The 25143-nt window shown below is 71.3% G+C and carries 26 protein-coding genes; 9 read left to right on the top strand and 17 right to left on the bottom strand.

Going from position 1 to position 25143, the window contains the following annotated elements:
* Positions 1-23 precede the first annotated feature (23 nt).
* Complete coding sequence (locus tag ACIBG8_RS10710; protein ID WP_397342416.1) at positions 24-854, bottom strand: MBL fold metallo-hydrolase; 831 nt, start codon at positions 852-854, stop codon at positions 24-26.
* Between the two features lie 114 nt (positions 855-968).
* On the opposite strand from ACIBG8_RS10710, the gene ACIBG8_RS10705 reads away from it, so the two are divergent.
* Complete coding sequence (locus ACIBG8_RS10705; RefSeq protein WP_397342414.1) at positions 969-1973, top strand: TetR/AcrR family transcriptional regulator; 1005 nt, start codon at positions 969-971, stop codon at positions 1971-1973.
* A gap of 343 nt (positions 1974-2316) precedes the next feature.
* Positions 2317-3297 carry a serine hydrolase domain-containing protein gene (locus tag ACIBG8_RS10700; protein WP_397342413.1) on the top strand — a complete coding sequence of 327 codons (981 nt, stop codon included), beginning with the start codon at positions 2317-2319 and terminating at the stop codon, positions 3295-3297.
* Between the two features lie 354 nt (positions 3298-3651).
* On the opposite strand, the gene ACIBG8_RS10695 is transcribed toward ACIBG8_RS10700, so the two are convergent.
* From ACIBG8_RS10695 to ACIBG8_RS10685, 3 genes are all read right to left on the bottom strand, one after another.
* Entirely contained in the window at positions 3652-4083 is a 432-nt protein-coding gene (locus ACIBG8_RS10695) for a type II toxin-antitoxin system PemK/MazF family toxin (protein ID WP_397342412.1), read from the bottom strand.
* A 321-nt stretch (positions 4084-4404) separates the two neighbouring features.
* Entirely contained in the window at positions 4405-4806 is a 402-nt protein-coding gene (locus ACIBG8_RS10690; RefSeq protein WP_397342411.1) for an SRPBCC domain-containing protein, read from the bottom strand.
* Positions 4803-5609 carry a helix-turn-helix domain-containing protein gene (locus ACIBG8_RS10685; RefSeq protein WP_397342410.1) on the bottom strand — a complete coding sequence of 269 codons (807 nt, stop codon included), beginning with the start codon at positions 5607-5609 and terminating at the stop codon, positions 4803-4805. Before ACIBG8_RS10685 ends, ACIBG8_RS10690 begins: the two co-directional genes overlap by 4 nt.
* 82 nt (positions 5610-5691) lie before the next feature.
* Between ACIBG8_RS10685 and ACIBG8_RS10680 the strand changes: the two genes are divergently transcribed.
* On the top strand, positions 5692-6045 hold the full coding sequence (locus tag ACIBG8_RS10680) for a VOC family protein (protein WP_397342409.1): 354 nt from the start codon (positions 5692-5694) through the stop codon (positions 6043-6045).
* 37 nt (positions 6046-6082) lie between these two features.
* Here ACIBG8_RS10680 and ACIBG8_RS10675 read toward each other — a convergent pair whose 3' ends face one another.
* Entirely contained in the window at positions 6083-6538 is a 456-nt protein-coding gene (locus ACIBG8_RS10675; RefSeq protein ID WP_397342407.1) for a DUF1772 domain-containing protein, read from the bottom strand.
* A gap of 105 nt (positions 6539-6643) precedes the next feature.
* On the opposite strand from ACIBG8_RS10675, the gene ACIBG8_RS10670 reads away from it, so the two are divergent.
* Entirely contained in the window at positions 6644-7552 is a 909-nt protein-coding gene (locus ACIBG8_RS10670; protein WP_397342406.1) for a hypothetical protein, read from the top strand.
* On the opposite strand, the gene ACIBG8_RS10665 is transcribed toward ACIBG8_RS10670, so the two are convergent.
* Positions 7549-8607: an epoxide hydrolase family protein gene (locus ACIBG8_RS10665; RefSeq protein ID WP_397342405.1), complete on the bottom strand. Its 1059-nt coding sequence runs from the start codon at positions 8605-8607 to the stop codon at positions 7549-7551. The genes ACIBG8_RS10670 and ACIBG8_RS10665 overlap by 4 nt on opposite strands.
* A gap of 50 nt (positions 8608-8657) precedes the next feature.
* Here ACIBG8_RS10665 and ACIBG8_RS10660 point away from each other — a divergent pair, with 50 nt between their 5' ends.
* Together ACIBG8_RS10660 and ACIBG8_RS10655 are read left to right on the top strand one after the other, a co-directional pair.
* A complete protein-coding gene (locus ACIBG8_RS10660; RefSeq protein WP_397342404.1) occupies positions 8658-9593 on the top strand; it encodes a helix-turn-helix transcriptional regulator in 936 nt (311 codons plus the stop codon).
* Positions 9594-9604: 11 nt separating this feature from the next.
* A complete protein-coding gene (locus ACIBG8_RS10655) occupies positions 9605-10369 on the top strand; it encodes an acyl-CoA thioesterase domain-containing protein (RefSeq protein ID WP_397342403.1) in 765 nt (254 codons plus the stop codon).
* Here ACIBG8_RS10655 and ACIBG8_RS10650 read toward each other — a convergent pair.
* Together ACIBG8_RS10650 and ACIBG8_RS10645 are read right to left on the bottom strand one after the other, a co-directional pair.
* The gene (locus ACIBG8_RS10650) at positions 10329-12359 is read right to left on the bottom strand and encodes a sialidase family protein (RefSeq protein WP_397342402.1); all 2031 of its coding nucleotides are present in this window, start codon (positions 12357-12359) and stop codon (positions 10329-10331) included. The genes ACIBG8_RS10655 and ACIBG8_RS10650 overlap by 41 nt on opposite strands.
* Before the next feature lie 43 nt (positions 12360-12402).
* Entirely contained in the window at positions 12403-12927 is a 525-nt protein-coding gene (locus ACIBG8_RS10645; protein ID WP_397342401.1) for a TetR/AcrR family transcriptional regulator, read from the bottom strand.
* 102 nt (positions 12928-13029) lie between these two features.
* Here ACIBG8_RS10645 and ACIBG8_RS10640 point away from each other — a divergent pair, with 102 nt between their 5' ends.
* Complete coding sequence (locus ACIBG8_RS10640; RefSeq protein ID WP_397342400.1) at positions 13030-14046, top strand: Ig-like domain-containing protein; 1017 nt, start codon at positions 13030-13032, stop codon at positions 14044-14046.
* A 128-nt stretch (positions 14047-14174) separates the two neighbouring features.
* On the opposite strand, the gene gndA is transcribed toward ACIBG8_RS10640, so the two are convergent.
* Both gndA and ACIBG8_RS10630 read right to left on the bottom strand, forming a co-directional pair.
* Positions 14175-15593, bottom strand: a complete 1419-nt coding sequence (gene gndA / locus ACIBG8_RS10635; protein ID WP_397342399.1) for an NADP-dependent phosphogluconate dehydrogenase — start codon at positions 15591-15593, stop codon at positions 14175-14177.
* Between the two features lie 32 nt (positions 15594-15625).
* A complete protein-coding gene (locus ACIBG8_RS10630) occupies positions 15626-16318 on the bottom strand; it encodes an HAD family hydrolase (RefSeq protein ID WP_397342398.1) in 693 nt (230 codons plus the stop codon).
* An 87-nt stretch (positions 16319-16405) separates the two neighbouring features.
* Between ACIBG8_RS10630 and ACIBG8_RS10625 the strand changes: the two genes are divergently transcribed.
* On the top strand, positions 16406-17743 hold the full coding sequence (locus ACIBG8_RS10625) for a sensor histidine kinase (protein WP_397342397.1): 1338 nt from the start codon (positions 16406-16408) through the stop codon (positions 17741-17743).
* Between the two features lie 4 nt (positions 17744-17747).
* Complete coding sequence (locus ACIBG8_RS10620) at positions 17748-18779, top strand: aldo/keto reductase (RefSeq protein ID WP_397342396.1); 1032 nt, start codon at positions 17748-17750, stop codon at positions 18777-18779.
* Here the strand turns inward: ACIBG8_RS10620 and ptsP are convergent.
* From ptsP to pfkB, 7 genes are all read right to left on the bottom strand, one after another.
* A complete protein-coding gene (gene ptsP / locus ACIBG8_RS10615) occupies positions 18764-20359 on the bottom strand; it encodes a phosphoenolpyruvate--protein phosphotransferase (RefSeq protein ID WP_397342395.1) in 1596 nt (531 codons plus the stop codon). The genes ACIBG8_RS10620 and ptsP overlap by 16 nt on opposite strands.
* Positions 20352-20624: an HPr family phosphocarrier protein gene (locus ACIBG8_RS10610; protein ID WP_397342394.1), complete on the bottom strand. Its 273-nt coding sequence runs from the start codon at positions 20622-20624 to the stop codon at positions 20352-20354. The genes ptsP and ACIBG8_RS10610 overlap by 8 nt, the downstream gene beginning before the upstream one ends.
* Before the next feature lie 12 nt (positions 20625-20636).
* A complete protein-coding gene (locus tag ACIBG8_RS10605) occupies positions 20637-21632 on the bottom strand; it encodes a zinc-dependent dehydrogenase (protein WP_397342393.1) in 996 nt (331 codons plus the stop codon).
* Positions 21629-22057, bottom strand: a complete 429-nt coding sequence (locus ACIBG8_RS10600; RefSeq protein ID WP_397342392.1) for a PTS sugar transporter subunit IIA — start codon at positions 22055-22057, stop codon at positions 21629-21631. Before ACIBG8_RS10600 ends, ACIBG8_RS10605 begins: the two co-directional genes overlap by 4 nt.
* Positions 22050-22358, bottom strand: coding sequence for a PTS lactose transporter subunit IIB (locus tag ACIBG8_RS10595; protein WP_397342391.1), 309 nt, complete (start codon positions 22356-22358; stop codon positions 22050-22052). The genes ACIBG8_RS10600 and ACIBG8_RS10595 overlap by 8 nt, the downstream gene beginning before the upstream one ends.
* Positions 22359-22361: 3 nt before the next feature.
* A complete protein-coding gene (gene mtlA, locus ACIBG8_RS10590) occupies positions 22362-23498 on the bottom strand; it encodes a mannitol-specific PTS transporter subunit IIC (protein ID WP_397342390.1) in 1137 nt (378 codons plus the stop codon).
* Between the two features lie 582 nt (positions 23499-24080).
* Entirely contained in the window at positions 24081-25022 is a 942-nt protein-coding gene (gene pfkB, locus ACIBG8_RS10585; protein WP_397342389.1) for a 1-phosphofructokinase, read from the bottom strand.
* Positions 25023-25143 lie beyond the last annotated feature (121 nt).

Genomic DNA, 25143 nt, shown 5'->3' with positions numbered 1-25143 from the left:
TATCGGCATCAGGCTGGGGCGGGTTACCCGGCTGCGTAGAAGGCGTGTACGGCGAGGCCGATCATCTCGGCGTTGTCCCAGGTGGGCCAGCGGTCATGGGCCGATCCGGCGACCGCGGCCGCCGCCTCGTCCGCCGGGGTACCGGCTGTGCGCAGCCGTTCGCTCTCGGCACGCACGTAGTCGAGGTAGTCGCGGACCGCGCGCAGGCCCTGGGCGTCCGTCAGCTCGCCGTGTCCCGGCACGACCACCTCGGGACCCAGCGCCATCAGCTCGTCCAGCACCCCGATCCACCGCCTGGGATCGACGTCCACGTCGTGCGGCGGGAAATAGGGCGCGATGGGGAACATGCGGGTCTCGAACAGGTCGCCGGTGAACAGCACCCGGTCGTCGACCAGCACCGTCTGGTCCCCGGCGGAGTGCGCCGGTCCGACCGTACGCAGGACCACGTGCCGTCCGCCGAGATCGAGCTCGGCATCGCCGTCGTAGACCAGGTCCGGCTCGACCAGTTCGACCCCTTCCAGCTCTGCCGCGATCGAGGGCCCGAGCCAGCGGAACATGTCGACATATCCCACCCCTTTACGGCGCAGCTCGTCACGCTGGGCGCGATTGGCGATGATCGTGGCCACCCCCTTGAACGCGGATGCGCCGAACCCGTGCTCCGGATGGAAGTGCGTAGTGGTCAGGAAGAGCGGTTTGCCGTCGGCGAGCCGCCTGGCCCGCTCCAGCACATACGCACCATTACGCGGCCCGATGCCGGTGTCGACAACCAGCACCGCCCGCGTTCCTACAACGATGCCCACATTGGGGACGATCGGCACGCGGTTGTCGGGAATGACGTATACACCGTCGGACACCTGGACAGGCTCGCCACGCACAACCGGGGATTCCATCACATCAAGACCTCTCCATCTGATCAGTGTTCAGATGGAAGGCTACCACCCCATCTGAACACTGTTAAGATATCCGTCGTGGCCTATCACCATGGAGACCTGCGCGGGGCGCTGCTCGACGCCGCCGAGGCGCTCGTGCGGGAGCGCGGGGTCGAGGGCTGGTCGTTGCGCGAGGCATCGGCACGCGTCGGCGTCAGCCCGAGCGCCGCGTACCACCATTTCGCCTCCCGCGACGCTCTGGTCGCCGCCCTCGCCGGCCGCGTCCTGACCACATTGGGCGAACGTCTACGCCAGGCAGCCAACACGGCATCCAGCGACCCCGCGTCCAGCGACCCCGCGTCCAGCGACCCCGCGTCCCGCGACACGGCGCCCGTCGCGGCGGACCCCCGAGATGCGGTGCCCCGGGGTGCGGTGTCCTTGGAGGCGGCGTCTGCGAGGGCAGCATCCGTCGACATGACGCCTGGGGATGCGCCCCGCGACACGGCGCCCCGCGACACGGCGCGCGGGGATGCAGCATCCGGCGAAGCGGCGTCAGCCGCCACGGCGTTCCGCGTGACGACATCCCGGGATGCGGAGGTCGGCGACACGGCGGCCAACGACACGGCGGCCAACGACACGGCCTCTAGCGATATGGCGCTCGGGGAGGCGGCGTTCGTTGAGGCGGCGTCTGGCGACGTGGTGTCCGGTGGCGTGGTGTCGGGTGATCGGCAACGGCGTCTGGTCGCCTTCGGGAAGCAATACGTGTGGTGGGCCGTTGAGGATCCGGCGGTCGCCCGCCTTGTCTTCGGTGCCGGGCCGGAGACCTTCGTGTCGCCGCACCCCCACGACGTGCTGGTCGACGAGATCGACCGCCTGGGGCTCCCGCCGGGGGCGGACTTCGCCATCTGGGCGACCGTACACGGGCTGGCGGTCCTGGTCATCGACGGGCTGGTCCACTTCGACGACCACGAGGCAGTGGGCCGCGAGGCGGAACGGCTGGTCCGCGCCGTCCTCACCGGCCTCGCCGCCGAGACGCCCCCACCCACACCCTGGCCGACCCCAAGAACCGCCCAAACGGAACGCCAGAGGAGCGACCCCCGCTGACTCCGAGACTCGCCGCACCTGCACACCCACCGCCGGAGCGCATCACGTCGCCTGACCGATGGGCATCCGCCGCTTCTGGGGGGCATCACGTCGCCTGGCCATCAGCCATCCCTCGGACACCCGTCGCCTGGCCATCACCCATCCCCTGGACATCCGTCGCCCGGGGCGATCACGTCGGGCGGGCCTGATCTCCAGCCACCTGCACCTCGCCCGATTTCGCGCCATCGCTGGTGAGGGAGTGGAACGCCAAGGACGCCCAAGCGGTCGTCCACGTTCGTCAGGCTCGTGTGCGGCGCCAATAAATAGGTTCGGGATCAGGGCATGCCTGGGTTAATCTGCGCCAATGCCATACGAGGACGTAGAAAAGGTCGCCGAAGACACCGGTTTCTCCGGCGTGGTCCAGATCGACCGGGCCGGTGAGATCGAGTACGCGAAGGCCTACGGCCTGGCCAACCGCACCTACCAGGTGCCCAACACCGTGGACACCAGGTTCGGCATCGCCAGTGGCGGCAAAGCGTTCACCGCGCTCGCCGTACTCTCCCTGATCAGCGACGGCGCGCTGGAGATGGGCACCACCGCCAGGTCCCTGCTCGGCAAGGACCTCCCGCTCATCGCCGACGACGTGACCGTCGAGCACCTGCTCAGCCACACCTCCGGCATCGGTGACTACCTCGACGAAGAGGTGGACATGGACATCACCGACTACGTCATCGGCGCCGCACACAAGCTGACCACCACCGAGGCGTTCCTGCCGCTGCTGGACGGCTATCCCACCAAGTTCCCGGCCGGTGAGCGGTTCGGTTACTGCAACGGGGGATACGTGGTGCTCGCCCTGCTGGCGGAGAGGGCCAGCGGCGTCGGCTACCACGACCTGGTCCGTGACCGCGTGCTCCGTCCGGCGGGGATGACCAGGACGGACTTCCTCCGCTCCGACGAACTGCCCGCCGACGCGGCCGTCGGGTACCTGCCGCTGGACGGCGTGGACCGCTCGAACGTCTTCCACCTGCCCGTGCTGGCGACGGGGGACGGCGGCATCCACACGACGGCGGGCGACATCTCCACCTTCTGGCGGGCGTTTTACGCAGGGGGCATCGTGGCGTCCGTGCAAGAGGCGGTACGGCCACGCCATGCCGTACCTGAGAACTCCATGCGTTACGGCCTGGGGTTCTGGCTGAAGGAGACCGGTGACACGGCGGTGCTGGTCGGGTGGGACGCGGGGGCGTCGTTCAAGTCCACCCACGACCCGCACACCGGCACGACCCGCACGGTGCTCTCGAACACGTCCCCGGGCGCCTGGCCCATCGCCCGCGCCCTGAATCTCTGAGGACCCAGGGGCGCTGAACCCCTGAAAGAGCACATTCGCACTGCTCCTGGGCCCCGAACGGTCAGCGCGACATCGCCTCGCGTTCGGCACTGCGCATCTGGTGACGCGGGCAGGGGCAGGGGCAGGGGCAGGGGCAGGGGCATGAGGCGCGAGGTCCGCGCAGGAGTGCGAGCCCAAGGTCCGCGCAGGAGTGCGGGCGTGAGGTGAGGCGCATGCGCGGAGGCGCGGGGCGCATGCGTGGAGGCACAGGGCGCGCGTGTTGAGGGCACGCCTGTTGATGACGCACGCCATAGGGCGCACGTATAGGTCGTGCCGATGGGGTATGCGAAGAGGCTGGTGTGGGGGTTGGGCGGGTTAGCCGTCGGCGGCCCAGCCGTGGGTGGTGCGGAGGCGGGCGGCTACGCGGGCGAACTGGGCGCGGGGGAGTATGGCGCCCTCCCGCCGCAGGTCGTCCTCGTCCAGTACGAACACGCGGTCCAGGCGTAGGTATGACACGCGGCCGTCGTGGTCCCAGGAGCCCAGTTCCAGCCACTCCGGGCCGTCGTCGCCTCGGCTGGAGAGCATCATGCCCAGCAGGCTGCGGCCGTGGCGGCCCACCACCAGCAGGGGGCGGTCCTTGCCCTGTTCGGGGTTCTCTTCGTAGGGCACCCAGGCCCATACGATCTCCCCGGGATCGGCCAGGCCGTCCAGGTCGGGGGAGTAGGCCAGTGATGCGGCCCTGTCGACAGAATAGATTTCCCGCACAGCGCCACGCGCTGGACGCGGATCCGCTCCGAGATCGCCCATCCTCGGGAGGGTAGCACTCTTAACGGGACGGATGATCTTATTTGGCCGTTTGCGGTCGCGCGGCCTCGTCGGGGCGGCTTTGCGTGGCCACGGGGCGGGCTGCGGCGTGTGAAGGTTGTGGATGTCCCCGGGGTGAAGGTCGTCTGCTGCGGGGAGGCTGAAGGGCAGCGCGAGGGCAGGGACCTCCGGATGTCCTGCGAAGTATGGGCTGGTCATCAGGGGGACAGCCGGATCCCCAGCTAGGGCGGGGCGTCACAAGGGGCGATGCGAGGGCTGGCTGGGCGTCGCGAGGCGCGACCGGATGTCTGCGAGGGGTGGGGGTCAAGGGGACAGGTGGCGGCGGAGGTTGGTGAGGTGGACGCGCCAGCCCGCGCGGTGGTCGGCGGCGAGGGAGTCGGGGAACGCGTCCCAGCCAGACTCGGTGATCCGTACCAGCGTCTCGTGGCCCAGGTCGTGCAGGGAGATCGACACGTGGGTGATCGTTGGCCAGCGCTCGTCTGACCACGAAAAGCGCAAGTGCTCGCCGGGCGAGACGGCGGTGACGCGGCCGGTGGTCAGCATGGGGGTGCCGTTGTCGTCGGTCCAGCGCTCCTCGAGCTTCCCGCCCGGCACCGGGTCGAGGTCGAAGTCGTGCCACCACTCGGCGCGGTCGTCAGGGTCGGTGAGGGCCTGCCACACCCGTTCGCGTGACACGGGTATGGTGACCGATTCGTCGACGTTCATGGCGCTGCCCTTCCAGGCGGATCGGTGAGGAGGCGGCGGAGGGCTGCGGGGGTGTGGCCCAGGTGGTGGCGGACGGTGCGGGTCAGGTGGGCCTGGTCGGCGAAGCCCAGGTCGGCGGCCAGAGTGGCCAGGTGGGGTTCGCCCGCCTCCAGGCGGTCCATGGCTCTGCCGACCCTGACCCGGTTGCGGTAGTAGGTGAGGGACACGCCCAGCCGCCGGGTGAAGGCGCGGCTCAGGTGGTAGGGGGAGACGCCCAGCAGGTCGGACAGAGGGATCAGGGCGTCGGCCGCCGGGTGGGCGGTGGTGATCAGCTCACGGGCCGCCGCCACGGCGTCGGCGCCAGGGTGATCGAGGGGCTCGGGGCCGGAGGAGGTCAGAGCGGTGCCCAGCAGGGTGAAGAGGTCTTCCACCACGGCGTAGTCGTGGTCGGGCGCGCGGGAGGTCGCCAGCAGGCGCCGGTGGGCGAGGTCGAGCCTGGCGTCGACGTACACGGTCTGCCGGCGCCTCGCCGTACCGGCCAGGCTGCGCCACCGCGCCGGAGAGAGGCTGATCGAGGTACACACGTCGCCGCCCGCCGGGTGCGCGAAGCGCTCCTCCTCACCCGGCCGTCCCAGGTAGGCCAGCGTCGGGTCCAGGTCGGCGCGCCGCCCGTCGGCCATCCGGCGGAAGCGGCCGCGCCGCACCAGCACCACGCGGTAGTGGTCGCCCACCTCGGTCCCGGACCATCCGCGATGGTCGTCGGCACACGTCACGGCATGTACGGAGAACCCGTCGCCATCGGCGACCTCGACTGCTGAACGCATGAGCAGGACGGTACGCGGGAGGTACGACAATCCCGCAAGGATGTTCAAGACCGTGCCGCGACCGGGTTGCCACGCTGGGTCCATGACAACGTTCACGATTTCCAGTGTCGTCATCGACTGCGCCGACCCGCTCGCGCTGGCCGCCTTCTACGCCAAGGTGGTCGGGGGCGAGGTCACCGGCAGCGACCCCGACTTCGCCACCGTCGGCGGCGGGGCGGTGCCGCTGGCGTTCCAGCGCGTCGACGGATACACCGCCCCGCGCTGGCCGGACGACGCCAAGCACGCCCACCTCGACCTCGCCGTCGACGACGTCGACGCGGCGGTCAAGGAGCTGGAGGCGCTGGGCGCCACCCGGCCCGAGTACCAGCCGGGCGGGGGCGACTGGGTCGTCCTCACCGACCCGGAGGGCCACCCCTTCTGCGTGGCGGCAGGCTAGGAACAGCTGACGGAAGGTCTCCCTGAAGGAGAGAGAGTCAGAGGACGCGCAGGGCCCAGATGAAGGCGCAGAACGACCCCGTGGCCGCCACGGCGCGCACGATGTTCCAGGCCACCCACTTGGCCTCGAACGCCGCGCGCGCCGCCGCCACGTCGGCGTGCCCCGCCTTCGCCAGCGCGTCGTTCAAAGGCACGTTCACCGCGACCGTGACCCCGAACATCACCAGGTAGAGCAGGCACCCCACGATGACCCAGAGCCGCCCGGGGCTGGACCAGTGGAACGCGACCGCCGCCAGCGTGAAGACCACCCCGCCCATGAAAATGACCATGAACAGCGGGTTCACGATCGCGACGTTGATCTTCTGCATGGCTTCGACCAGCGTCCGCGAGGTGCTCTGCCGCAGCCCCGGCATCACCGAGTACGCGAACCCGGCGAACAGCCCGGCCATCAGCCCCGCGCTGAGAGTGGAAAGGATCAAGGCAAGCGTCTTCATGAGGGCCAACACTGACCCAGCGGAAGACCGTCCGCCAGCTCACGTTGCTGCACCCAAACCCGCCGATCTCTGCAGCAACCTGCAGAGATCGGTAGATTTCCCGCTATGAGTTTGGAAGCCCTCGGCATCTCGCCGCGCGACGAGATGGTCTACCGCTTCTTCCTGCGCAACCCCGGCGCCGACCCGGCGGACGCCGACCGCGCCGTGGTCGAGCGGCTCCTGGCGCTGCGCCTCCTGGAGCTCGGCCCCGACCGCAGCATCACCGCGACCGGCCCCCAGGCCGCCATGGACCGCCTCATCGAGCGCCGCCTGGACGAGGTCAGCGGTGAGCTGCGCCGCGTCACCCACGCCCTGCCGTCCCTGCTGGCCGAGCAGACCGGCGGCGAGCCCGTCGAGCTGGTCGAGCGCATCGAGGGCCTGGAGGCCACCCAGCAACGCATCTGGCAGATGTCAGCGGACTCCAAGGACATCCTGGCCATCCACCCGTCCAGGACCGAGGTGGACGAGAGGGTGCGCGAGCAGGCCCTGGCGGCGCTGAAGGCAGGGGCACGCCTCCGATCAATCGTGCACCGAAATACCCTGAAAAATCCGGACGTGGCGACGTACTTCCGCGAGATGCACCGCGCCGGTGACCGCCACCGGGTGATCGACGAACCGATCCAGCGGATGCTCATCTTCGACAGGGAGACCGCCTTCGTCCCGATAGAGCCCGGCAACTCGGCAGCGGGCGCCCTGATGATCCGCCAGCCCGGCATCGTCGTCACCATGATCGAGCTGTTCGAGCACGCCTGGCGCCGCGCCGTCGACCTCGAACCGGACGCGACCGAGCCCAGCGCCGTGGAGCGCCGGGTGCTCGACCTGCTCGACCGCCTGGGCAAGGACGAGGTGGCCGCCAGGGCGATGGGCGTGTCCGTGCGCACGTTCCGCGGCTACGTCGCCGACCTCATGTCCAGGCTCGGCGCGGCCAACCGCTTCCAGATCGGCGCCCGAGCCAAGGAGCGCGGCTGGATCTAGAGCGAGGAGAAGAAGGCCCTGATGTCGTCGGCGAGCAGCGACGGAGCCTGCAGCGCCGCGTAGTGGCCGCCCTCGGCGGGCTCCGACCAGTGCACCACGTTGTGGGCCTGCTCGGCATGGGGCCGCACCGAGCTGTCGCCGGGGAAGGCCGCCACCCCGGTGGGCGTCGCGTTGTACGGAGCGTCCCAGCCGGCCTCCCGGTAGAGCCGCGCGGAGGACCCCGCGGTGCCCGTGAACCAGTAAAGGCTGACATTGGTGAGGATGTCGTCGACGGAGACCCCGCCGACATCGGTACCCCACGAGGCGAACGCGTCCAGGTTCCACCCCAGCAGCCCAGAGGGCGAGTCGTTCAGCGCGTAGGCGAGCGTCTGCGGCCTGGTCGACTGGATCGAGGCGTACCCGTGGAACTCGGACCGCCACCGCTCGATCCCGGCCGCCCGCTCCTTCTCGGCGGCCGTGAGCTCGACATCGCCCGCGCCAAAGGTGATCAGGGCGTTGACGTGCACCCCCACGACCCGCGAAGGATCCAGCCTGGCGACGGAAGGGGCGATGATCGAGCCGAAGTCGCCACCCTGCGTGCCGTACCGCTCGTAGCCCAGCGCGGCCATCAGCGACACCCACGTGGCCGCGACCCGCGAGGTGCCCCAGCCGGTCGACGAGGTGGGCCCGGAGAAGGTGAACCCGGGGATCGACGGGATGACGAGGTGGAAGTCGCGCAGATACGGCACCAGCCGCGAGAAGTCGGCGAACGAGCTCGGCCACCCGTGCGTGAGCAGCAGCGGCAGCGCGTCCGGATTCTCCGAGCGCACGTGCGCGAAATGCACCCGCTGCCCGTCGATCACGGTCGTGAACTGCGGCAGCTCATTGAGCCTCGCCTCGTGCTCGCGCCAGGAGTAGCCGTCCGCCCAGTACGCGGCCATCGAGCGGACCTCGCCGAGCGGCGTGCCGTACGACCAGCCCACCCCGTCCAGCTCGTCGGGCCAGCGAGTACGGCGCAGCCGTACGGCAAGGTCGTCCAGGTCGTCCTGCGGAATGGCGATCGTGAAGGGATCCATGAACCCCACGCTAGGCAGCAATGCGGTCGGAAACGGGCCACAATGGGAGCGTGCTGAACACCTCGGCCCGGCTGCTGCGCCTGCTGTCCCTGCTGCAGGCCAGGCGTGACTGGCCCAGCGCCGACCTGGCCGAACGCCTCGGCGTGGCCAAGCGGACCGTGCGCCGCGACGTCGACCGGCTGCGCGGCCTCGGCTACCCCGTGCACTCCACGCCGGGCGTCGCGGGCGGCTACCGGCTGGGCGCGGGAGCCCAGTTGCCGCCGCTGCTGCTGGACGACGACGAGGCCGTGGCGGTCGCCGTCGGCCTGCGCACGGCGGCAGGAGGTACGGTCACCGGCATCGAGGAGACCTCCCTGCGCGCCCTGGCCAAGCTGGAGCAGGTCCTGCCCGACCGGCTGCGCCGCCGGGTGAACGCCCTGCAGACCTACACCGTCCCCGTCGGCGCCGACGGGCCCACGGTGAGCGCCGAGGTGCTGACCCGCATCGCCGCCGCCTGCCGCGACCGTGAGCAGTTCCGCTTCGACTACACCGGGCACGACGGCGCCGCCACCGCGCGCAAGGTGGAGCCGCACGCGCTGGTCAGCATGGGACGCCGCTGGTATCTCGTCGGCTGGGACGTCGACCGGCGCGACTGGCGCACCTTCCGCGCCGACCGGGTCGCGCCGCGCACCCCGAACGGCCCGCGCTTCGAGCCGCGCGACCCGCCGGACGGCGACGTCGCCGCCTACGTGCGGCGCGGCGTGTCGGCCGACGTGTGGCCGATCACCGCCCGCGTCCTGCTCAAGGCGCCCATGGAGGCGTTGGAGGGCCTGACCTCCGGCACCCTCGAAGCACTGACGCCGGAACAGACCATGCTGACCCTCCGCGGCGACAGCCTGCGCCTCATCGGCATGGTCGTCGCCATGCTCGACGTCGACTTCGAGGTCGTCGAACCGGAGGAGCTGAAGCTGCACCTGCGGCGTATCGGCGAACGCCTGGTGAACTAGAATCTCGTTCTGTGACAGCCTTCTTCGCCCTCAAGCAGGACGAGTTCGTCCCCGCCCCGCACGCGCGCAGCCCCTGGTCGCCCGACATGCTGCACGGCCGCCTGCTGGGCGGGCTGGCGGCGCGGGCCATCGAGGCGGACTCCGGCGAGGGCCTCGTGCCCGCCAGGCTGACCGTGGACCTGTTCAGGAACAGCCCCCTGCTGCCGCTGGCCGTGGAGACCGTACGGGTCAGGGACGGGCGCAGGATCCGGGTCGTCGACGCCGTCATCTCCTCCGAGCAGGGCCCGGTGGCCAGGGCCAGCGGCGTGTTCCTGCGCGCCGGCGAGCAGCCGGAGGGCGCGCACCAGGACACCCCCGCCTGGGACGAAACCCCGCCGACCAAGGACCCGGAGCCGTCGGGGGACTGGGAGCCGCCCTTCCACCTGTGGCGGCTGACCGACTGGCAGGAAACAGGACCGAGGCGGGCGTGGATGCGCGAGCGCCACCTCCTCGTGGACGACGAGCCGCTCAGCCCGTTCGTCCGCGCCGCGCTGGCCGCCGACTTCGCCAGCCCGATGAGCAACATGAGCTCGACCGGCCTGCACTTCATCAACGCCGACTACACCCTGACCCTCAGCCGCCTGCCCGAGGGTGACGCCCTCGGCATGGAGTCGAGCGGCCACCTCAGCGCGGGAGGCGTCGCGACCGGCCAGTGCGTCCTGCACGACGAGCGAGGACCGGTGGGGTTCTGCCTGGTCACGGCTGTGGCGAACGCGGTTCCGATAGGGACGAGGTGACCAGCGTCCACTCCACGCGCGCCGAGGCGGTGCCGGTGAGCCAGTGGGTGGCCTGCGGCCGCTCCCTGCTGTCCTGGATCACCCAGGTCGCGCCGGTGTCCGCGCCGTCGCGGTAGAGCCTGGCCACTCCGGCGCTGTCCACCCGCACCTGCCACACCGCGACCCCGCCCTGGTGGGTGTGCACCCGCTCCCACTGGGCCGACCCCTTGCGCAGCGCGCGGACCTCCCGGGGTTGTACGGCCAGCATGAGGCGTTTGGCGCCGTTGGCCACCTTGACCCCGAGCTCGCCGGACAGCGCCTCGGCGCGGAACTCCACGGTGAAGTCGCAGCCCTCGGCGGCCTCCAGGGGGATCGACGCGCTGGCCCGCCCCCGCAGTTGTACGGCCCCGCCGGTGAGCCTGGCGCCCCCTTCGAGCGCCCAGCCCGCCCACGAGCACCCGGCCAGGTTGTCGGTCACCTCCAGCCGCGACACGTGCCCTGTGGCCGAGCTCCAGACCGAGACCTGCGGCGCGTCGGCGTTCTCCGGCAGCACCCACCGGGCGCCGGTGTCGGCCGCGTCGCCGTACAGCATGGCGTTGCCGCGCCGGTCGGCGAGCACCCGCCACACGCGCGGCCCGGATGCGGCCAGGCGGCGCTCGCCGGAGAACACGCCGTCGGCCCGCACGTCGAGCATGAGCCGCCTGGCACCGGTCGCGACCTTCAGCGAGAACCCGGAACCTGAGAAAGTGGCGATGAATCCGGACGTGGGGGCTTGGCGCTGGCTGGCACTGCCCGGCAGGTGGATCCCGTCGTCCACCCGAGCCTCCCCGGTCAGGACCCAGCCTCCGGCGGAGGCGGCCGTGACGCCGGTGAAGGCGCGGGTGAGGTCGAGCCGCGCGAGCTTGATCGCCGTCTGGTTGTGCTCCCAGACGACGAAGAACCGGCCAGGCGCGTACTCCTCGGCGCTGGCGTAGACGTCCCAGCCGCGCGCCGCGCCCGTGGTCAGCCGGGGCCCGTCGGCGAACAGCCGCCCGGGACCCCACGTCTCGCCCGGCCGCCTGACCTTGTAGTGCAGCACTTCCCTGTACTGGTCGGGCCGCTCGCCCATGAACGGCCCGGCCAGGGTGTTGTAGATCGTGAGATACCGCCCGGCCGAGTCCTTGGCGAAGAACCCCTTCACGTAGAAGTTGGGCAGCTCGGGGTCGAGCCTGAGCGGCGTCCAGGTGAGGCCGCCGTCGCCGCTGACGGCCGTCGCGGCGTAGGCGGCGTGCGTGCGGTAGTAGGCGTCCTTGGCCTCCGGCGTACCGCTGACCAGGGTACGGACCACCATGAGCAGCGAACCGGGGTCGTCCTGCGCCGCGACGACCTGCGGCTCCTCGACCGCGATGCCCGGCGGCGGCTCGGGCAGCCCGCCGGGACGCCACGTGGTCAGGTCCGTCGACCTGAGCACCCCGGCGCGGGTGCCGCGCGCGGCCTGCTGCCAGTACGGCAGGAGCCACACGCCGCCCTGCTTGACCGGTTTGCCCGCCACGACCACGCCGCGCGCGTTGGCGGGCACCTCGACCGCCAGCGGGAACGGCGTCCACGTCCTGCCGCCGTCCGCGCTGCGCTTGGCGATCATCTCGACCGGGAAGCCGTCCACGTTGCCCGCCGGGTCGCGGTCGCGGGCGACGGCGATCCTGCCGAGGAAGGCGTACAGTGTGCCCGCGTCGTTCAGGAAGATCACGTAGTGGTAGCGGTGGGTGGCGTCGGCCTGCGCCAGCACGCCCTGCGTCCACGTCCTGCCGCCGTCGGCCGAGCGGGCGAACCTGATCGAGCCCTGGTCGCCCGGCGTCGGGTCGACCGCGTCGCCCACCCCGGCCCGCCAGCCCACGACGAGATGGTTCTCGTCGAGCACCGCGAGGTCGGGAACCCTGTTGCCCTCGTGCGCGAGCTCGCCGCCCGGTTTCCTGTCGACCGCGTCGAACACGGTGACGGGCGCGCTCACCCCTGGGCCGACCACGTCCTGCATGCCGTACAGCGAATCCGACGTGGATCTTGTACGGCAAGGCCTGTCACCCGATGTTCACCCGCAGGCCGTCCATCAGCAGGGTGAACTGCCGCTCCGCGCCTTCCGTCCCTGCCTGCTCGGCCGACCAGCCGACCGAGGTGGCGGCGATGAGCAGGTCGGCGATCGTCACGTCGCCGCGCACCTGGCCCGCCTGCTGCGACGCGGCCAGCAGCCCGGCGCCCGCCGTACGCATGGCCTCGCACGAGGCGTGCAGCTCGGAGGTCTCGTCGCGCAGCGCGCCCAGCACCGAGGCGGGCAGCCCGCGGTAGGCGGCCGAGCCGAAGGCCACCCGGTGCAGCCACGTGCGCAGGTCGTCGCCGTCCGCTGCCTCGGCGAGGGCGTCGAAGCGGCTGGCCAGCAGCGCCTGGAGCAGCGCGTCCCTGGTGGGGAAGTGGCGGTACAGCGTGCCGATGCCGACCTCGGCGCGCCTGGCCACGTCGCGCAGGGAGGCCTCTGTGCCGTGTTCCGCGAAGACCTCGGCGGCGACGGCGAGCAGCTGCGCGTAGTTGCGTTGCGCGTCCGTGCGCAAGGGCGATCACCTCCGGTGTTGAATCTACATTGTAAAGGCGTCTGGCTGGGTACACCCTCCGTGGAACGGCAAGCACTGCCGTACATCATCGGGGGAAAACCAATGCATCATCCATATCTGCGCGCCCTGGGCGCGCTGACCGCGGGCCTGATCGTGCTGGCCGGCGGCGTGGCGCAGGCACAGGAGCGCGACACCTCCTGGACGGTCACCGAGTGTGACGCCAGAGGCACGCTCGACGACGGCACCGGCGTGACCGTCAGGGTCGAGAACTGCAGGCCGGGGGCGTTCGCGCTGAGCAACGCCTTCACCATGTCGTGGACCGGGTTCGACAACGACTGGTACACGCCGGACATCCCGCGCGACGCCAAGGTGCCGTCGCTGGACAACTACCGCAACAGCACCGGGCGGGTGGTCGTGGAGTTCTCGCGTCCCGTCGTCAACCCGGTGCTGCACCTGGCCGACCTGGGCGGGGCCAACACCAACGGCGGGCCGAACCCGTCGCGCTACGCCCAGCGCTGGAAGCTGGCCACGCCGGGGGTGACGCTGTCGAAGGTGTCGGGCAACAAGCAGCTGACGGTCACCTCGGACACGATCCAGATCGCCGACGTGTCGCTGGTCGACCAGTCGACGGCCGGGCGGCAGGGGGACTGCGACGACGTGGACAAGGACGGGCTGTCGTACGCCTGCGGGTCGGTGCAGCTCGGGGGTACGGTCACCAGGGCCGCGTTCGACGTGGACCTGCGGGTGGCGCAGGGGTGCTGCGCGGTGGCGAGGGAGACGGTGTCGTTCACCGTCACCAACGCGGCCAACACCCCGCCCGCCGCGCCGTCCGGGGTCTTCGGCGGGCCGGTGGGCTCCCCGCTCCCCGGAAAGATCACCGCGGAGGACTCCGACGGCGGGCCGGTCACGGTGACCGTCCTCGACCCGTCGAAGCTGCCGCCGGGCGTCACGATCGGCGCGGACGGCACGGTATCCGGCACACCCACCCAGAAGGGCACCTACCAGGTGCCCATCAAGGCGTGTGACGGCCAGGGCGCCTGCACGACGGGGTCAGCGGCCTTCGTGATCCACGAATGCCCGCCCGCGGAGCAACCCGACCCATACGCGACACCCAACTAACCCCTTCGGGGTCCGCCAAGCCCTGGCGGACCCCACCCCTCAAAGGCCTCAGCCCTTCAAGGACCTCAGCCCCTGAGGGACCTTGGCCTTTTCCTTGTTTCTCAGCCCTTGGAGGGCCCTGGGGAGAGTCAGGCCGGGGATTCGGTGCGGTCACCGGACCAATCGGTGTGGAAGGAGCCCTCGCGGTCCACGCGCCTGTAGGTGTGCGCGCCGAAGAAGTCACGCAGCCCCTGCACCAGAGCGGCGGGCAGGCGGTCACGCCTGAGCGCGTCGTAGTACGCCAGCGCCGACGAGAACCCCGGCGTGGGAACGCCGATCTTCACCGCGGTCGTCACCACGCGACGCCAGGCCTCCTGCGCCGCGGCCAGGTCGGCGGCGAAGCCGGGGTCGGCCAGCAGCGTCTCCGGCGCCGGCCCGTCGTAGGCCGCACGGATCCGGTCCAGGAAGCGCGCCCGGATGATGCACCCACCACGCCAGATCGTCGCCATCGCCCCGAGATCCACGTCCCACCCGTACTCGCGCGACGCGGCGGCCATCTGGTCGAACCCCTGGGCATAAGCGACGATCTTCGAAGCGTACAACGCCTGCCGTACGTCCTCGATCAGCTCCCGCCCCGCCACCCCGGACAGCGACGGCCCCTCCAGCACCCGAGCCGCCGCCCGCTGCGCGGGATGCCCCGACAGGGCGCGCGCGAAGACGGCCTCGGCGATCCCGGTGACCGGCACCCCCAGCTCCAGCGCGCTCTGCACGGTCCAGCGCCCGGTGCCCTTCTGCTCGGCCTCGTCCACGATCACGTCCACCAGCGGCGTCCCCGAGGCGTCCACCTGGTCGAGCACCTCGGCGGTGATCTCGATGAGATACGACTCCAGGTCGCCGGAGTTCCACTCGCGGAAGACCTCGGCCAGCTCGGCCGGCGTGGCGCCCAGGGCCTGGCGGAGCAGGTCGTAGGCCTCGGCGATGAGCTGCATGTCGGCGTACTCGATGCCGTTGTGCACCATCTTCACGAAGTGCCCGGCGCCGTCGGGGCCGACGTGCACCGCGCAGGGCACCCCGTCCACCTTGGCCGAGATGTCCTCCAGGATGGGCCCGAGCGCCTGCCAGGACTCGACCGAGCCGCCCGGCATGATCGACGGGCCGTTCAGCGCGCCCTCCTCGCCGCCGGAGATGCCGGTGCCGACGAAGTGGATGCCGCGCTCGCGCAGCGCCGCCTCGCGCCTGCGGGTGTCCTCGAAGAAGGCGTTGCCGCCGTCGACGATCATGTCGCCCGGCTCCATCAGGTCGGCCAGCTGGTCGATGACCGCGTCGGTGCCCGCGCCCGCCTTCACCATGATGATCGCCCGGCGTGGCCGCTTGAGCGAGGCCACGAACGCGGCCAGGTCCTCGGCCGGCTGGAAGGTGCCCTCGCCGCCGAACTCCTCCACCAGGGCGTGGGTACGGCCGGCCGAGCGGTTGTGCACCGCGACGGCGTAGCCGTGCCTGGCCAGGTTGCGTGCCAGGTTGCGGCCCATCGTCGCCAGACCGGTCACGCCGATGTCTGCAAGGTCCATATCTGCTCCTACGCGCGCGTTGTCGGAAGGGTTCATCCGTCGAAACGGACGCCAAGCTCGTCGATCCTGTTCAGCATGTCAGCAGGATCGGCATAGACACGGAACGCCCCCGCACGTTCGAGTTCATCCCGCCCGTAACCGCCGGACAGCAGCCCGATGCCGAGCGCCCCCGCCCTGCGCGCCGCCAGCAGGTCCCAGACGCTGTCGCCGACCACCATCGACTGGCGCGGGTCCACCCCGAGCAGGGCCGCGCCGGCCAGGAACAGGTCCGGGTCGGGCTTGGCCCTGCGGACCATGTCGCGGGTGACCATCGGCGTGTCCTCCGGCAGGCCGAGCATGCCCAGGGCGAGCCTGGCCGTCCTGGCGTAGCCGCTGGTGGCGATGGCCCAGGGCACGCCGCGCTCGCTCAGCTCGGCCAGCAGCTCGATCGAGCCGGGCAGCGGCCTGACCGACTCGATCTGCTCGGCGTAGGCGTCGGCGTGCGCGCTCTGCAGCTCGTCGATCTGCTCCTGGGTCAGCTTGAGCCCGGTCTCGCGGAGCAGCGCGGTGACGAACAGGCCGCCGCTCATCCCGATGCGCCGGTGGATGCGCCAGACCGACAGGTCGATGCCGAGGCCGGACAGCGCGTTACGCCAGGCGATGACGTGCTGGTAGACGCTGTCGATCAGAGTGCCGTCCAGGTCGAACAGGAACGCGGGCGCCGGAGTCTCCGGGAAGTCGCTCATGCCCTCCATCACATCACGGGTAAAAGCTCCACGCGGAAACGGGGTAATACCGGCAAATCGTATAAATCCACGGGTTTACTGGTTGCGATGAGGTCCGTGCGCGCGCGAGTGACCATCGCAGCCGTCCTGGTCGCCGCCCTCGCTCTGGGGGCGGCGGCTCTCGCGCTGGCGCTGGCCATCCCGCGCACGTTCAGGAGCGCCGTCGAGACGCGGGTCGGCCAGGCCGTCCAGTGGCAGGTCGCGGACGCCAGGCGCGGGGTGCTGCCCGCCGAGCTGACCACCCCGCCCAGAGTGGACCTCCTGCAGATCGTCGGCGCGGACGGCCGGGTGCTGGGCAACTCGGCCGAGGCGGCGCACCGGGGCAGGATCAGCATGTTGCAGCCGTCAGCGCCCGGCGCGCTGGCGACCGCCTACACCGACCTGCCGCAGCCCGAGGGCGGCACCTACTACATCGCCGCGATGACCACGGAAACCCCCGAAGGCCTCGTCACGATCTACGCGGGGGAGGGCGTCGCCGAGCTCACCCACGCGATCCGCACCTTTTACGTGGTGATCATCATCGCGGTGCCGGTGCTCCTGCTGCTGGTCGCCCTGGCCGCCTGGACCGCCGTGGGCATGGGGCTGCGCCCGGTCGAGCGCATCCGCGCCCGGCTGGCCGAGATCACCGGCAACGACCTGTCCGGCCGCGTCCCGGAACCCGGCACAGGCGACGAGATCGCCGCGCTGGCCGCGACCACCAACGACACCCTGACCAGGCTGGAGAGCTCGGCCCAGACGCAACGCAGGTTCATCGGTGACGCCTCGCACGAGCTGCGCAGCCCGGTCACCGCGCTCACCGCCGAGCTCGACCTCGCCCTGAACGACCCGGAGGAGACCGACTGGCCGCGGGTCGGCGCCAGGTCGCTGGCCGCCGCCGAGCGGCTGTCGGCGATCCTCGACGAGTTGCTCATGATGGCCAGGCTCAACGCGGGCGTGGTGCCCGACCGGCGCGTGGTCGACCTGGCCGACCTGGCGGAGGCGCAGGTCGAACGCCGGGGGCACGGGCGTGTCCCGGTCGTCGCCGACCTGCAGAGCGCTCCGGTGTCGGGCTCGCCGATCCAGCTCGACCGGCTGCTCACCAACCTGCTCGACAACGCCGTACGGCACGCGGCCACGCGCGTCGGCCTCGCCGTACACGCTGAGGACGGTCAGGCCGTCGTGACCGTCACCGACGACGGCAACGGCATCGCGCCCGAGGACAGGGAGCGGGTTTTCGAGCGGTTCACCCGCCTGAAGGAGGGCCGCGAGCGCGACCAGGGCGGCAGCGGCCTGGGCCTGGCCCTGTCCCGCGAGATCGCCACCGCGCACCACGGCACCCTCGTCGTCGCCGACCACACACCGGGGGCCCAATTCGTGGCCCGTTTCCCGCTCGGTGAATCAGAGTAGGGGGGTGACGGAATATCGCGTACTAGGGCGTACCGGTCTCAAAGTCAGCCCTCTCTGCCTCGGCGCGATGATGTTCGGCTGGTGGGGCGAGCCCTCACCGGACGAATCAGCGCGCATCATCGACAGGGCGCTCGACTCGGGCGTCAACTTCATCGACACCGCCGACCTCTACTCCCAGGGCCAGTCCGAGGAGTTCGTCGGCCAGGCCCTGGCCAAGTCCGGCAAGCGCGACCAGATCGTGCTGGCCACCAAGTGCCACGGCGCCATGGGCGAAGGCCCCAACGAGCGCGGCAACTCCCGCCGCTGGATCTTCCAGGCCGTGGAGAACAGCCTGCGCCGCCTCGGCACCGACTGGATCGACCTCTACCAGATCCACCGCCCCGAGCAGGACACCGACGTCGAGGAGACGCTCGGCGCCCTCACCGACCTGGTACGGCAGGGCAAGGTGCGCTACCTCGGCACCTCCACCTTCCCCGCCCACCACCTCGTCGAGGCACACTGGGCCAGCGAGCGCCGCGGCCTCGAACGGTTCGTCTGCGAGCAGCCGCCGTACTCCCTGCTGGTGCGCGGCGTCGAAGCCGCCGTGCTGCCGGTCGCGCAGAAGTACGGCATGGGCGTCATCACCTGGAGTCCCCTGGCCGGCGGCTGGCTCACCGGCCGCTACCGCAAGGGCAACGAGGTGCCGGAGAGCCGCAGGGCCGGGCTGCTGCCCGACCGCTACGACCTGACCCTGCCGGGAAACCAGGCCAAGCTGGAGGCGGTCGAGCAGCTCGCGGTGCTGGCGGAGGAGAACGGGCTGACGCTGATCCAGCTCGCGCTCGCCTTCACCCTGCACCACCCGGCGGTCACCTCCACGATCATCGGGCCGCGCACGTTCGAGCACCTGGAGAGCCAGCTCGGCGCGGACGAGGTGACGCTGAGCGCTGAGGTGCTCGACCGGATCGACCAGATCGTCGCCCCGGGCGTGACGCTCAACCCGGGCGACAACGGCTGGCAGCCGCGCGAGCTCACAGACGCCTCCTACAGGAGGCGCTGACACTCGGCCAGGGTGAGCGCCTTCAACGCCTCGCGTACGGCGGGCACCCGGACCGCGGCCATCGACAGGCTCGTCACCCCGAGCCCGACCAGCACCGGGGCCAGCCGCGCGTCGCCCGCCGCCTCGCCGCACACGCCGACCGGCTTGCCCGCGCGCAGCCCCGCCTCCGCGCACAGGCGCACGAGCCTGAGCAGGGCGGGCTGCCACGGGTCGAGCAGGTCGGCCAGGCCGGGGTGCTGGCGGTCGGCGGCGAAGGCGTACTGGCTGAGGTCGTTGGTGCCGATGCTGAGGAAGTCGACCTCCTCCAGGAGCTCGTCGGCCATCAGCGCGGCGGCGGGAACCTCGATCATGACGCCGACGCGGCCGATGCCGTGCCCGCGCGCCCGCTCGGCGAACGCCGCCGCCTCCTGCCTGGTGGCCACCATGGGGGCCATCACCCAGGGGGCGGCTCCCGTCCGCCTGGCCGCCTCGGCGATGGCTGCGAGCTGGGTGTCGAGTACGGCGGGCCGTACCCGGTCCACGCGCAGGCCCCTGATGCCCAGGGCCGGGTTGTTCTCCTCCGGGAGGTCGAGGAAGGGCAGCGGCTTGTCGGTGCCCGCGTCCAGGGTCCTGACCACGACCTTGGGCGCTGCCTTGAACACCTCGGCGTAGGCGTCCGCCTGCTCGTCGAAGGTGGGTTCGGTGCGGCGGCCGAGGAAGAGGAACTCGGTGCGGAACAGGCCCACGCCTTCCGCGTCTTTCACCAGGTCCTGGGCGCTGCCGATGTTGAGCAGCAGCTCCACCGGGTGGCCGTCGGCGGTCCTGCCTGGGCCGGTGCTCGCGCTCAGCCTGGCCGTCTCGCTGCGCTGGCGCTCGTTGACCTCCGCCGCCTGCTCGGCGGTTTCCAGGCGGGTGACCGTACCCGTCGTGCCGTCGATCGCGACCAGGGCGCTGTCGGGCAGGTCGCGCGCGCCCGCGCAGGCCACGATCGCGGGCAGGCCCTTCGACCTGGCCAGGATGGCGGTGTGGCTGGTGGGGCCGCCCTGCTCGGTGACGATGGCCAGCACGTCGGGGCCCAGGGTGGCGGTGTCTGCGGGGGACAGGTCCTCAGCGACCAGGACGAAGGGGTGGCCCGGGGCGGGGATGCCGGGCATGGGCAGGCCCAGGACGTGGGCGATCGCGCGGTGCCTGAGGTCGTCGAGGTCGGCGACGCGCTCGGCGATGTAGCCGCCGGCGGCCAGGAACGCCTGTCTGTGCTCGTCGAAGGCGGCCTGGAGCGCGTGCGCGGCGTCGAGGCCCTGGGCGGCGTGAGCTTGCGCGCCTTCCAGGAGCATCGGGTCCTCGGCCATCATCGCCTGCGCCTCAAGGACCTCCCGCGCGGGCCCTTCGGCTTTTTCGGCACGCTCATTGAGCTCTAGGGCGACCGCCGCGAGCGCCTCCGCCACGGCAGCTCTCTGCGCGTTCGCTTCCGCCTTCGGGTCGGCCATCCACGCCTCGGCCGCCGCTTCCTGCGGTGCGGGCAGCGCCGGAGGGCCCGCCATCCTCATGACCGGCCCCGCCGCGAGGCCGGGGCTCACGCCGAGCCCGGCCAGGTCAGGCATCGTCGGCGTCCAGGTCGGTGGCCAGCAGCGCGGCCAGCTCGTCCAGCGCCGCCTCCGCCCCTGGCCCGTCCGCCTCCAGCGTCACCTCGGCGCCCTGCACGGCGCCCAGCGCGAGGACGGCCAGCATGCTGTTGGCCGGCGCCGACTTCGCGCCGGAACGCACCCGCACCGGCACCCCCAGCCGCGCCGCCGCCTGCACGAAGATCTTGGCGGGCCTGGCGTGCAGCCCGGTACGCGAGGCGACCCTCACGGTCCTCTCCGACATCGTGTCCCTCCTTCAGGGCTCGATGGTGACCTTGATGGCCTGGCCGCGCGCGACCAGGTCGATGCCGTTCAGCACCCGCTCCAGCGGCAGCCGGTGGGTGATCAGATCGGCCACGGGCACCTCGCCCGAGGCGATGAGGCGCAGCGCCTCGGCGTTGTGGGCGGGCGAGGAGCCGTTGGCGCCGACGATGGTCAGCTCCCTGTAGTGCACGAGGTTGGAGTCGAGGGAGATCATCGGGTTGTCCTTGGGCAGCCCGCCGAAGAAGCTGATCCGCCCCTGACGTGCGGTCATCCGTACGGCCTGCTCCTGGGCCGCTCCCGCCGCCGCGGCCGTGATGACCACGTCGGGGCCGCGCCCGCCGGTCGCCTTGAGCACCTGCTCCACCGCGTCGCCGTCGAACACCGCGTCCGGACGCACCAGCTCGGCGGCCATCGCCAGGCGCTCGGCGTTGACGTCGACCATGAACACGCGGGCCGCGCCGCGCGCCCTGGCCAGCCGTACGTGCAGGCAGCCGATCGGACCGGCGCCCATGACCACCACGTCGTCGCCCGCGCCCACCCGCACCAGCTCCTGGCCGTTGAGCACGCAGGCGAGGGGCTCGGCGACCGACGCCTCGGCGAACGAGACGCCGTCCGGGACGCGGTTGACGCCGTTCACGGCCACCACCTTGGCCGGGATCGCCATGTACTCGGCGAAACCGCCGTCGTAGTGGTAGCCCATCGACTCCTGGTTCTGGCAGACGGTCATCCTGCCCCGCACGCAGTCGGGGCAGGATCCGCAGGGGATCGCGGCGATGACCTGGACCCGCTCGCCGGTGCCGACCACCTCGCCGGCGATCTCGTGCCCCATCACCCTCGGCGGCCTGATGTGGTGGTGACCGTACCGGTAGATCTTGTTGTCGGTGCCGCAGGTGGAGCAGTTGCGCACGCGGATCACCAGGTCGCCCTGCGGCTCCGGCGCGTCCTCGACGCGGATGTCCCCTGGGGCGTGGAATCGGGCGACCTTCACTGGCTGAGCTCCTTGATCACGGTTTCCACGTCCTTGGCCTCGCGCAGGGTGCGGGCCCTGCCGGGGTCCATGAGGATCTCGGCCAGCGCCGACAGCAGCTCCACGTGCCCGTTGCCCTTGGCGGCTATCCCGACGCACAGCACGACCTGCTCGCCGTCCCAGTCGACGCCCCGCGGGAACTGCACCACGCAGATGGCGTCGTGGTGCACGACCTCCTTGGCGGCGGCCGTCCCGTGCGGGATGGCCACCCCCTCGCCGACGAAGGTGGAGATGGTCTGCTCGCGTTCGAGCATGGCCTGGATGTACGGCTCAGCCGCCGCGCCCGCCTCGACCAGCGCTCTGCCGCACTGCCTGATCGCGTCGTCGCGGTCCGTCGCGGTGGCTCCGAGGATGACCGCCCTGGGGTCCAGGGGCAGCTCAGGCATTGACCGTGCCGCCCTTCTTGATGGTGTTGACCAGGTTCGTCACCGCGGGGTCGCCGAGGAAGATCTGGAACGACACCAGCACCTTTCCCGGTGCGCTCGCCTGCGCCCTGGCGGCCAGGCCCGCGTGGCAGAGCACCACGTCGGCGTCCTGGGGGATCTGGTTGACCGGGGTGTGGGCCACGTCGATGCCGGTGCCCTTGAGCTGCTTGCGCAGGGTGGAGGCGAGCATGACGCTGCTGCCCATACCGGCGTCGCAGGCGACGATGATCTTGTGGATGTCCTTGGACTCGATGCTGGCCATGACTCAGGCCTCCTTGGTTGCTTCTGCGTGGGCCGCTGTCTCCGGCTGGTCGTCCATGGCCTCGTTCGCGGGCTCGTCCGTGGGCTCCTCCTTCTCGCCCCGGCCGAAGCCGAGCAGGAGCGCGGCGACGAAGAACGAGACGGCCGTGGCGATCACGATGCCCGCGATCGAGCCGAACCAGCCGCCCTTCGGTGTGACGGCCGCGTAGGCGAAGATGCTGCCAGGGGACGGCGTCGCCACCAGGCCCGCGCCGGTGATGAGGAAGGTGAACACGCCCGCCGCGCCGCCCGCGATGACGGCGAGGATGAGGCGGGGCTTCATGAGGACGTACGGGAAGTAGATCTCGTGGATGCCGCCGAAGAAGTGGATGATCATCGCGGCCGGGGTGCTGGGGCGCAGCGCTCTGGGGCCGAAGAACAGGTAGGCCAGCAGGAGGCCGAGACCTGGGCCCGGGTTCGACTCCAGCATGAACAGGATCGACTTGCCCGCCTCCTTGGCCTGCACCACGCCCAACGGGCCGAGGACGCCGTGGTTGATGGCGTTGTTGAGGAACAGCACCTTGGCTGGCTCGATGAGGACCGAGGCGAGGGGGAGCAGGTTGCTGGTGACCAGCCAGTTGACGGCGTCGCCTGCGGCGGTGGTGACGACGCGGACGATGGGACCGATGCCCCACACGCCCAGCAGGGCCATCGCGCCGCCGACGATGCCCGCGGTGAAGTTGTCGACCAGCATCTCGAAGCCGGCTTTGGTGCGCTCCTCCGTAAACTTGTCCACATATTTCAGGACAAGCGCCGCGAGCGGGCCGATGATCATCGCGCCGAGGAACATGGGGATGTCGGCGCCCACCACCACCCCCATCGTGGCCACCGCGCCGACGACGGCGCCGCGCTGGGCGTGCACCATACGGCCGCCGGTGTAGCCGATGAGGATGGGGAGGAGCATGGTGATGATCGGGCCGACGAGCTTGGCGAACGCCTCGTTCGGCAGCCAGCCGGTGGGGATGAACAGCGCGGTGATCAGGCCCCAGGCGATGAACGCACCGATGTTCGGCATGATCATCCCGGCCAGGTGGCCGCCGATGCGCTGGATGGTGGCCTTGACCCCGGTGCCGTAGACCGGGGGAGTGTAGGTGTCGGCCATGGACGTGCTCCTTCGGGGGGATCGAGCGCTTTCCAGAAGTCCTTCGCCACCCACCCGCTCCGCTCCGCCCCCACCCCCGCCCTCCCGCCGCCCGCCTCGCGGGGCGCCCCGGCCCCGCCCCGCGCCCTCCCGTATCGCTCCGCCCCGCCCGCTTGCCTCGCCCTGCGCTCCGCCCCGCGTTCCGCCCCCCCGCTCCTCGCCGTCCCCCCCTCTGCCCTGCCGCCTCCGCGCCCCATCTCGCCCCTCGGCTCCCTGGCCCGGCAAGTCGGTCCAAAGGGCCTTTCGGCTGTCTATCGGGATGAGGAGGTAGGGGTGAGATTGGGCTGAGGTGCGGCAACTAGGCGGGGCCGGGATGGGCGGCGGAGTAAGGGGTGATGTTTGGGCGGGATCATGTAGGGCGGATCAGGGTGGGGTGAGGGCGGGTTAGTGCGAGGGACCGGGTGGGGTGAGGGCGGGTTAGTGCGAGGGACCGGGTGGGGTGAGGGCGGGTTAGTGCGAGGGACCGGGTGGGGTGAGGGTGGTTTGGGTCGAGTGCGAGGTTGAGTCGGGTAAGGGGGTTGGTGAGAGGGGCGGGGGAGGGGGTTAGGGATGGGGGGTTAGGGGGCGGGTGGGGTTGGGGGTGGAGATCGGGATGGGGGTGGGGTCTATGTCGTTCGGGGTGGGCATGCGGCTCCCCGGGAGCGCCACCGCCGCAGCGCCCCAGGCCAACGCGGTGCTCAGGGCCGCCGGGCCGGTGCCGCCCGCCGCCAGGAAGCCCGCCAGCATCGCGTCCCCCGCGCCGACCGTGCTGCGGGGCTCGGACACGACGGCTTCGCCGTACCAGATGCCCGTCTCCTCCACCAGGACCGCTCCGTCCGCCCCGAGGCTGGCCAGCACGGCGCGCGCCCCGGAGGCGCGCAGCTTTCCTGCCGCCTCCAGCACGTCGCCCAAGCAGGTGATCGGGACGCCCGTCGCCTCCGCCAGCTCCTCCCTGTTGGGCTTGACCAGCGCGGGGCCCGCCGCGAGCACCGAGGTGAGAGCGGGGCCGCTGGTGTCGACGGCGAGGAGGATCCCGGCGGCGGCGAACCGGCGGCAGAGTCCGGCATAGACGTCATGGGGGACATCGGGCGGCAGGCTGCCCGACGCCACCACCCAGTCGGCGGAGTGCGCGGCGGTGAGGACCGCGTCGGCGATGACGTCCAGCTCGTCGGCGGTGAGCGGGGTGCCCGGTTCGTTGATCTTGGTGATGGTGCCGTCGGGTTCCGCGAGGGTGACGTTGGAGCGGGTGGAACCGGAGACGGGGACGGTCACCATGTCGAGGCCCTCCAGCGAGAGCAGGTTGACGAGCTGCCTGCCCTCGTCGCCGCCGTAGGGGACGACGGCGCAGGAGGTGACGCCGTTGGCGAGAAGGGCGCGCGAGACGTTCACCCCTTTGCCGCCGGGATCGAGGTGCGCGGCGGCGGCCCGGATGACGGCGCCCCGGTCGAGTGAGCCGATCTCGATGGTCCTGTCGAGGCTGGGGTTGAGCGTCAGGGTGAGGATCACAACCCCTCCCCAGTACGGCTCCCGCCCCCAGAACCCCCCGGAAACCGCCCCTCCCCCGAGAAGCACTCCACGCGCGGGATACGCCCCGCCTCCGAGAGGCCCCCAGCGCGAGGGGTACGGC

The organism is Nonomuraea sp. NPDC050556 (genome assembly GCF_044457355.1).
Taxonomy (GTDB): Bacteria; Actinomycetota; Actinomycetes; order Streptosporangiales; family Streptosporangiaceae; genus Nonomuraea.
Note: the sequence above shows the minus strand (reverse complement) of the source record. Positions and strands in the feature narration are given on the sequence as shown.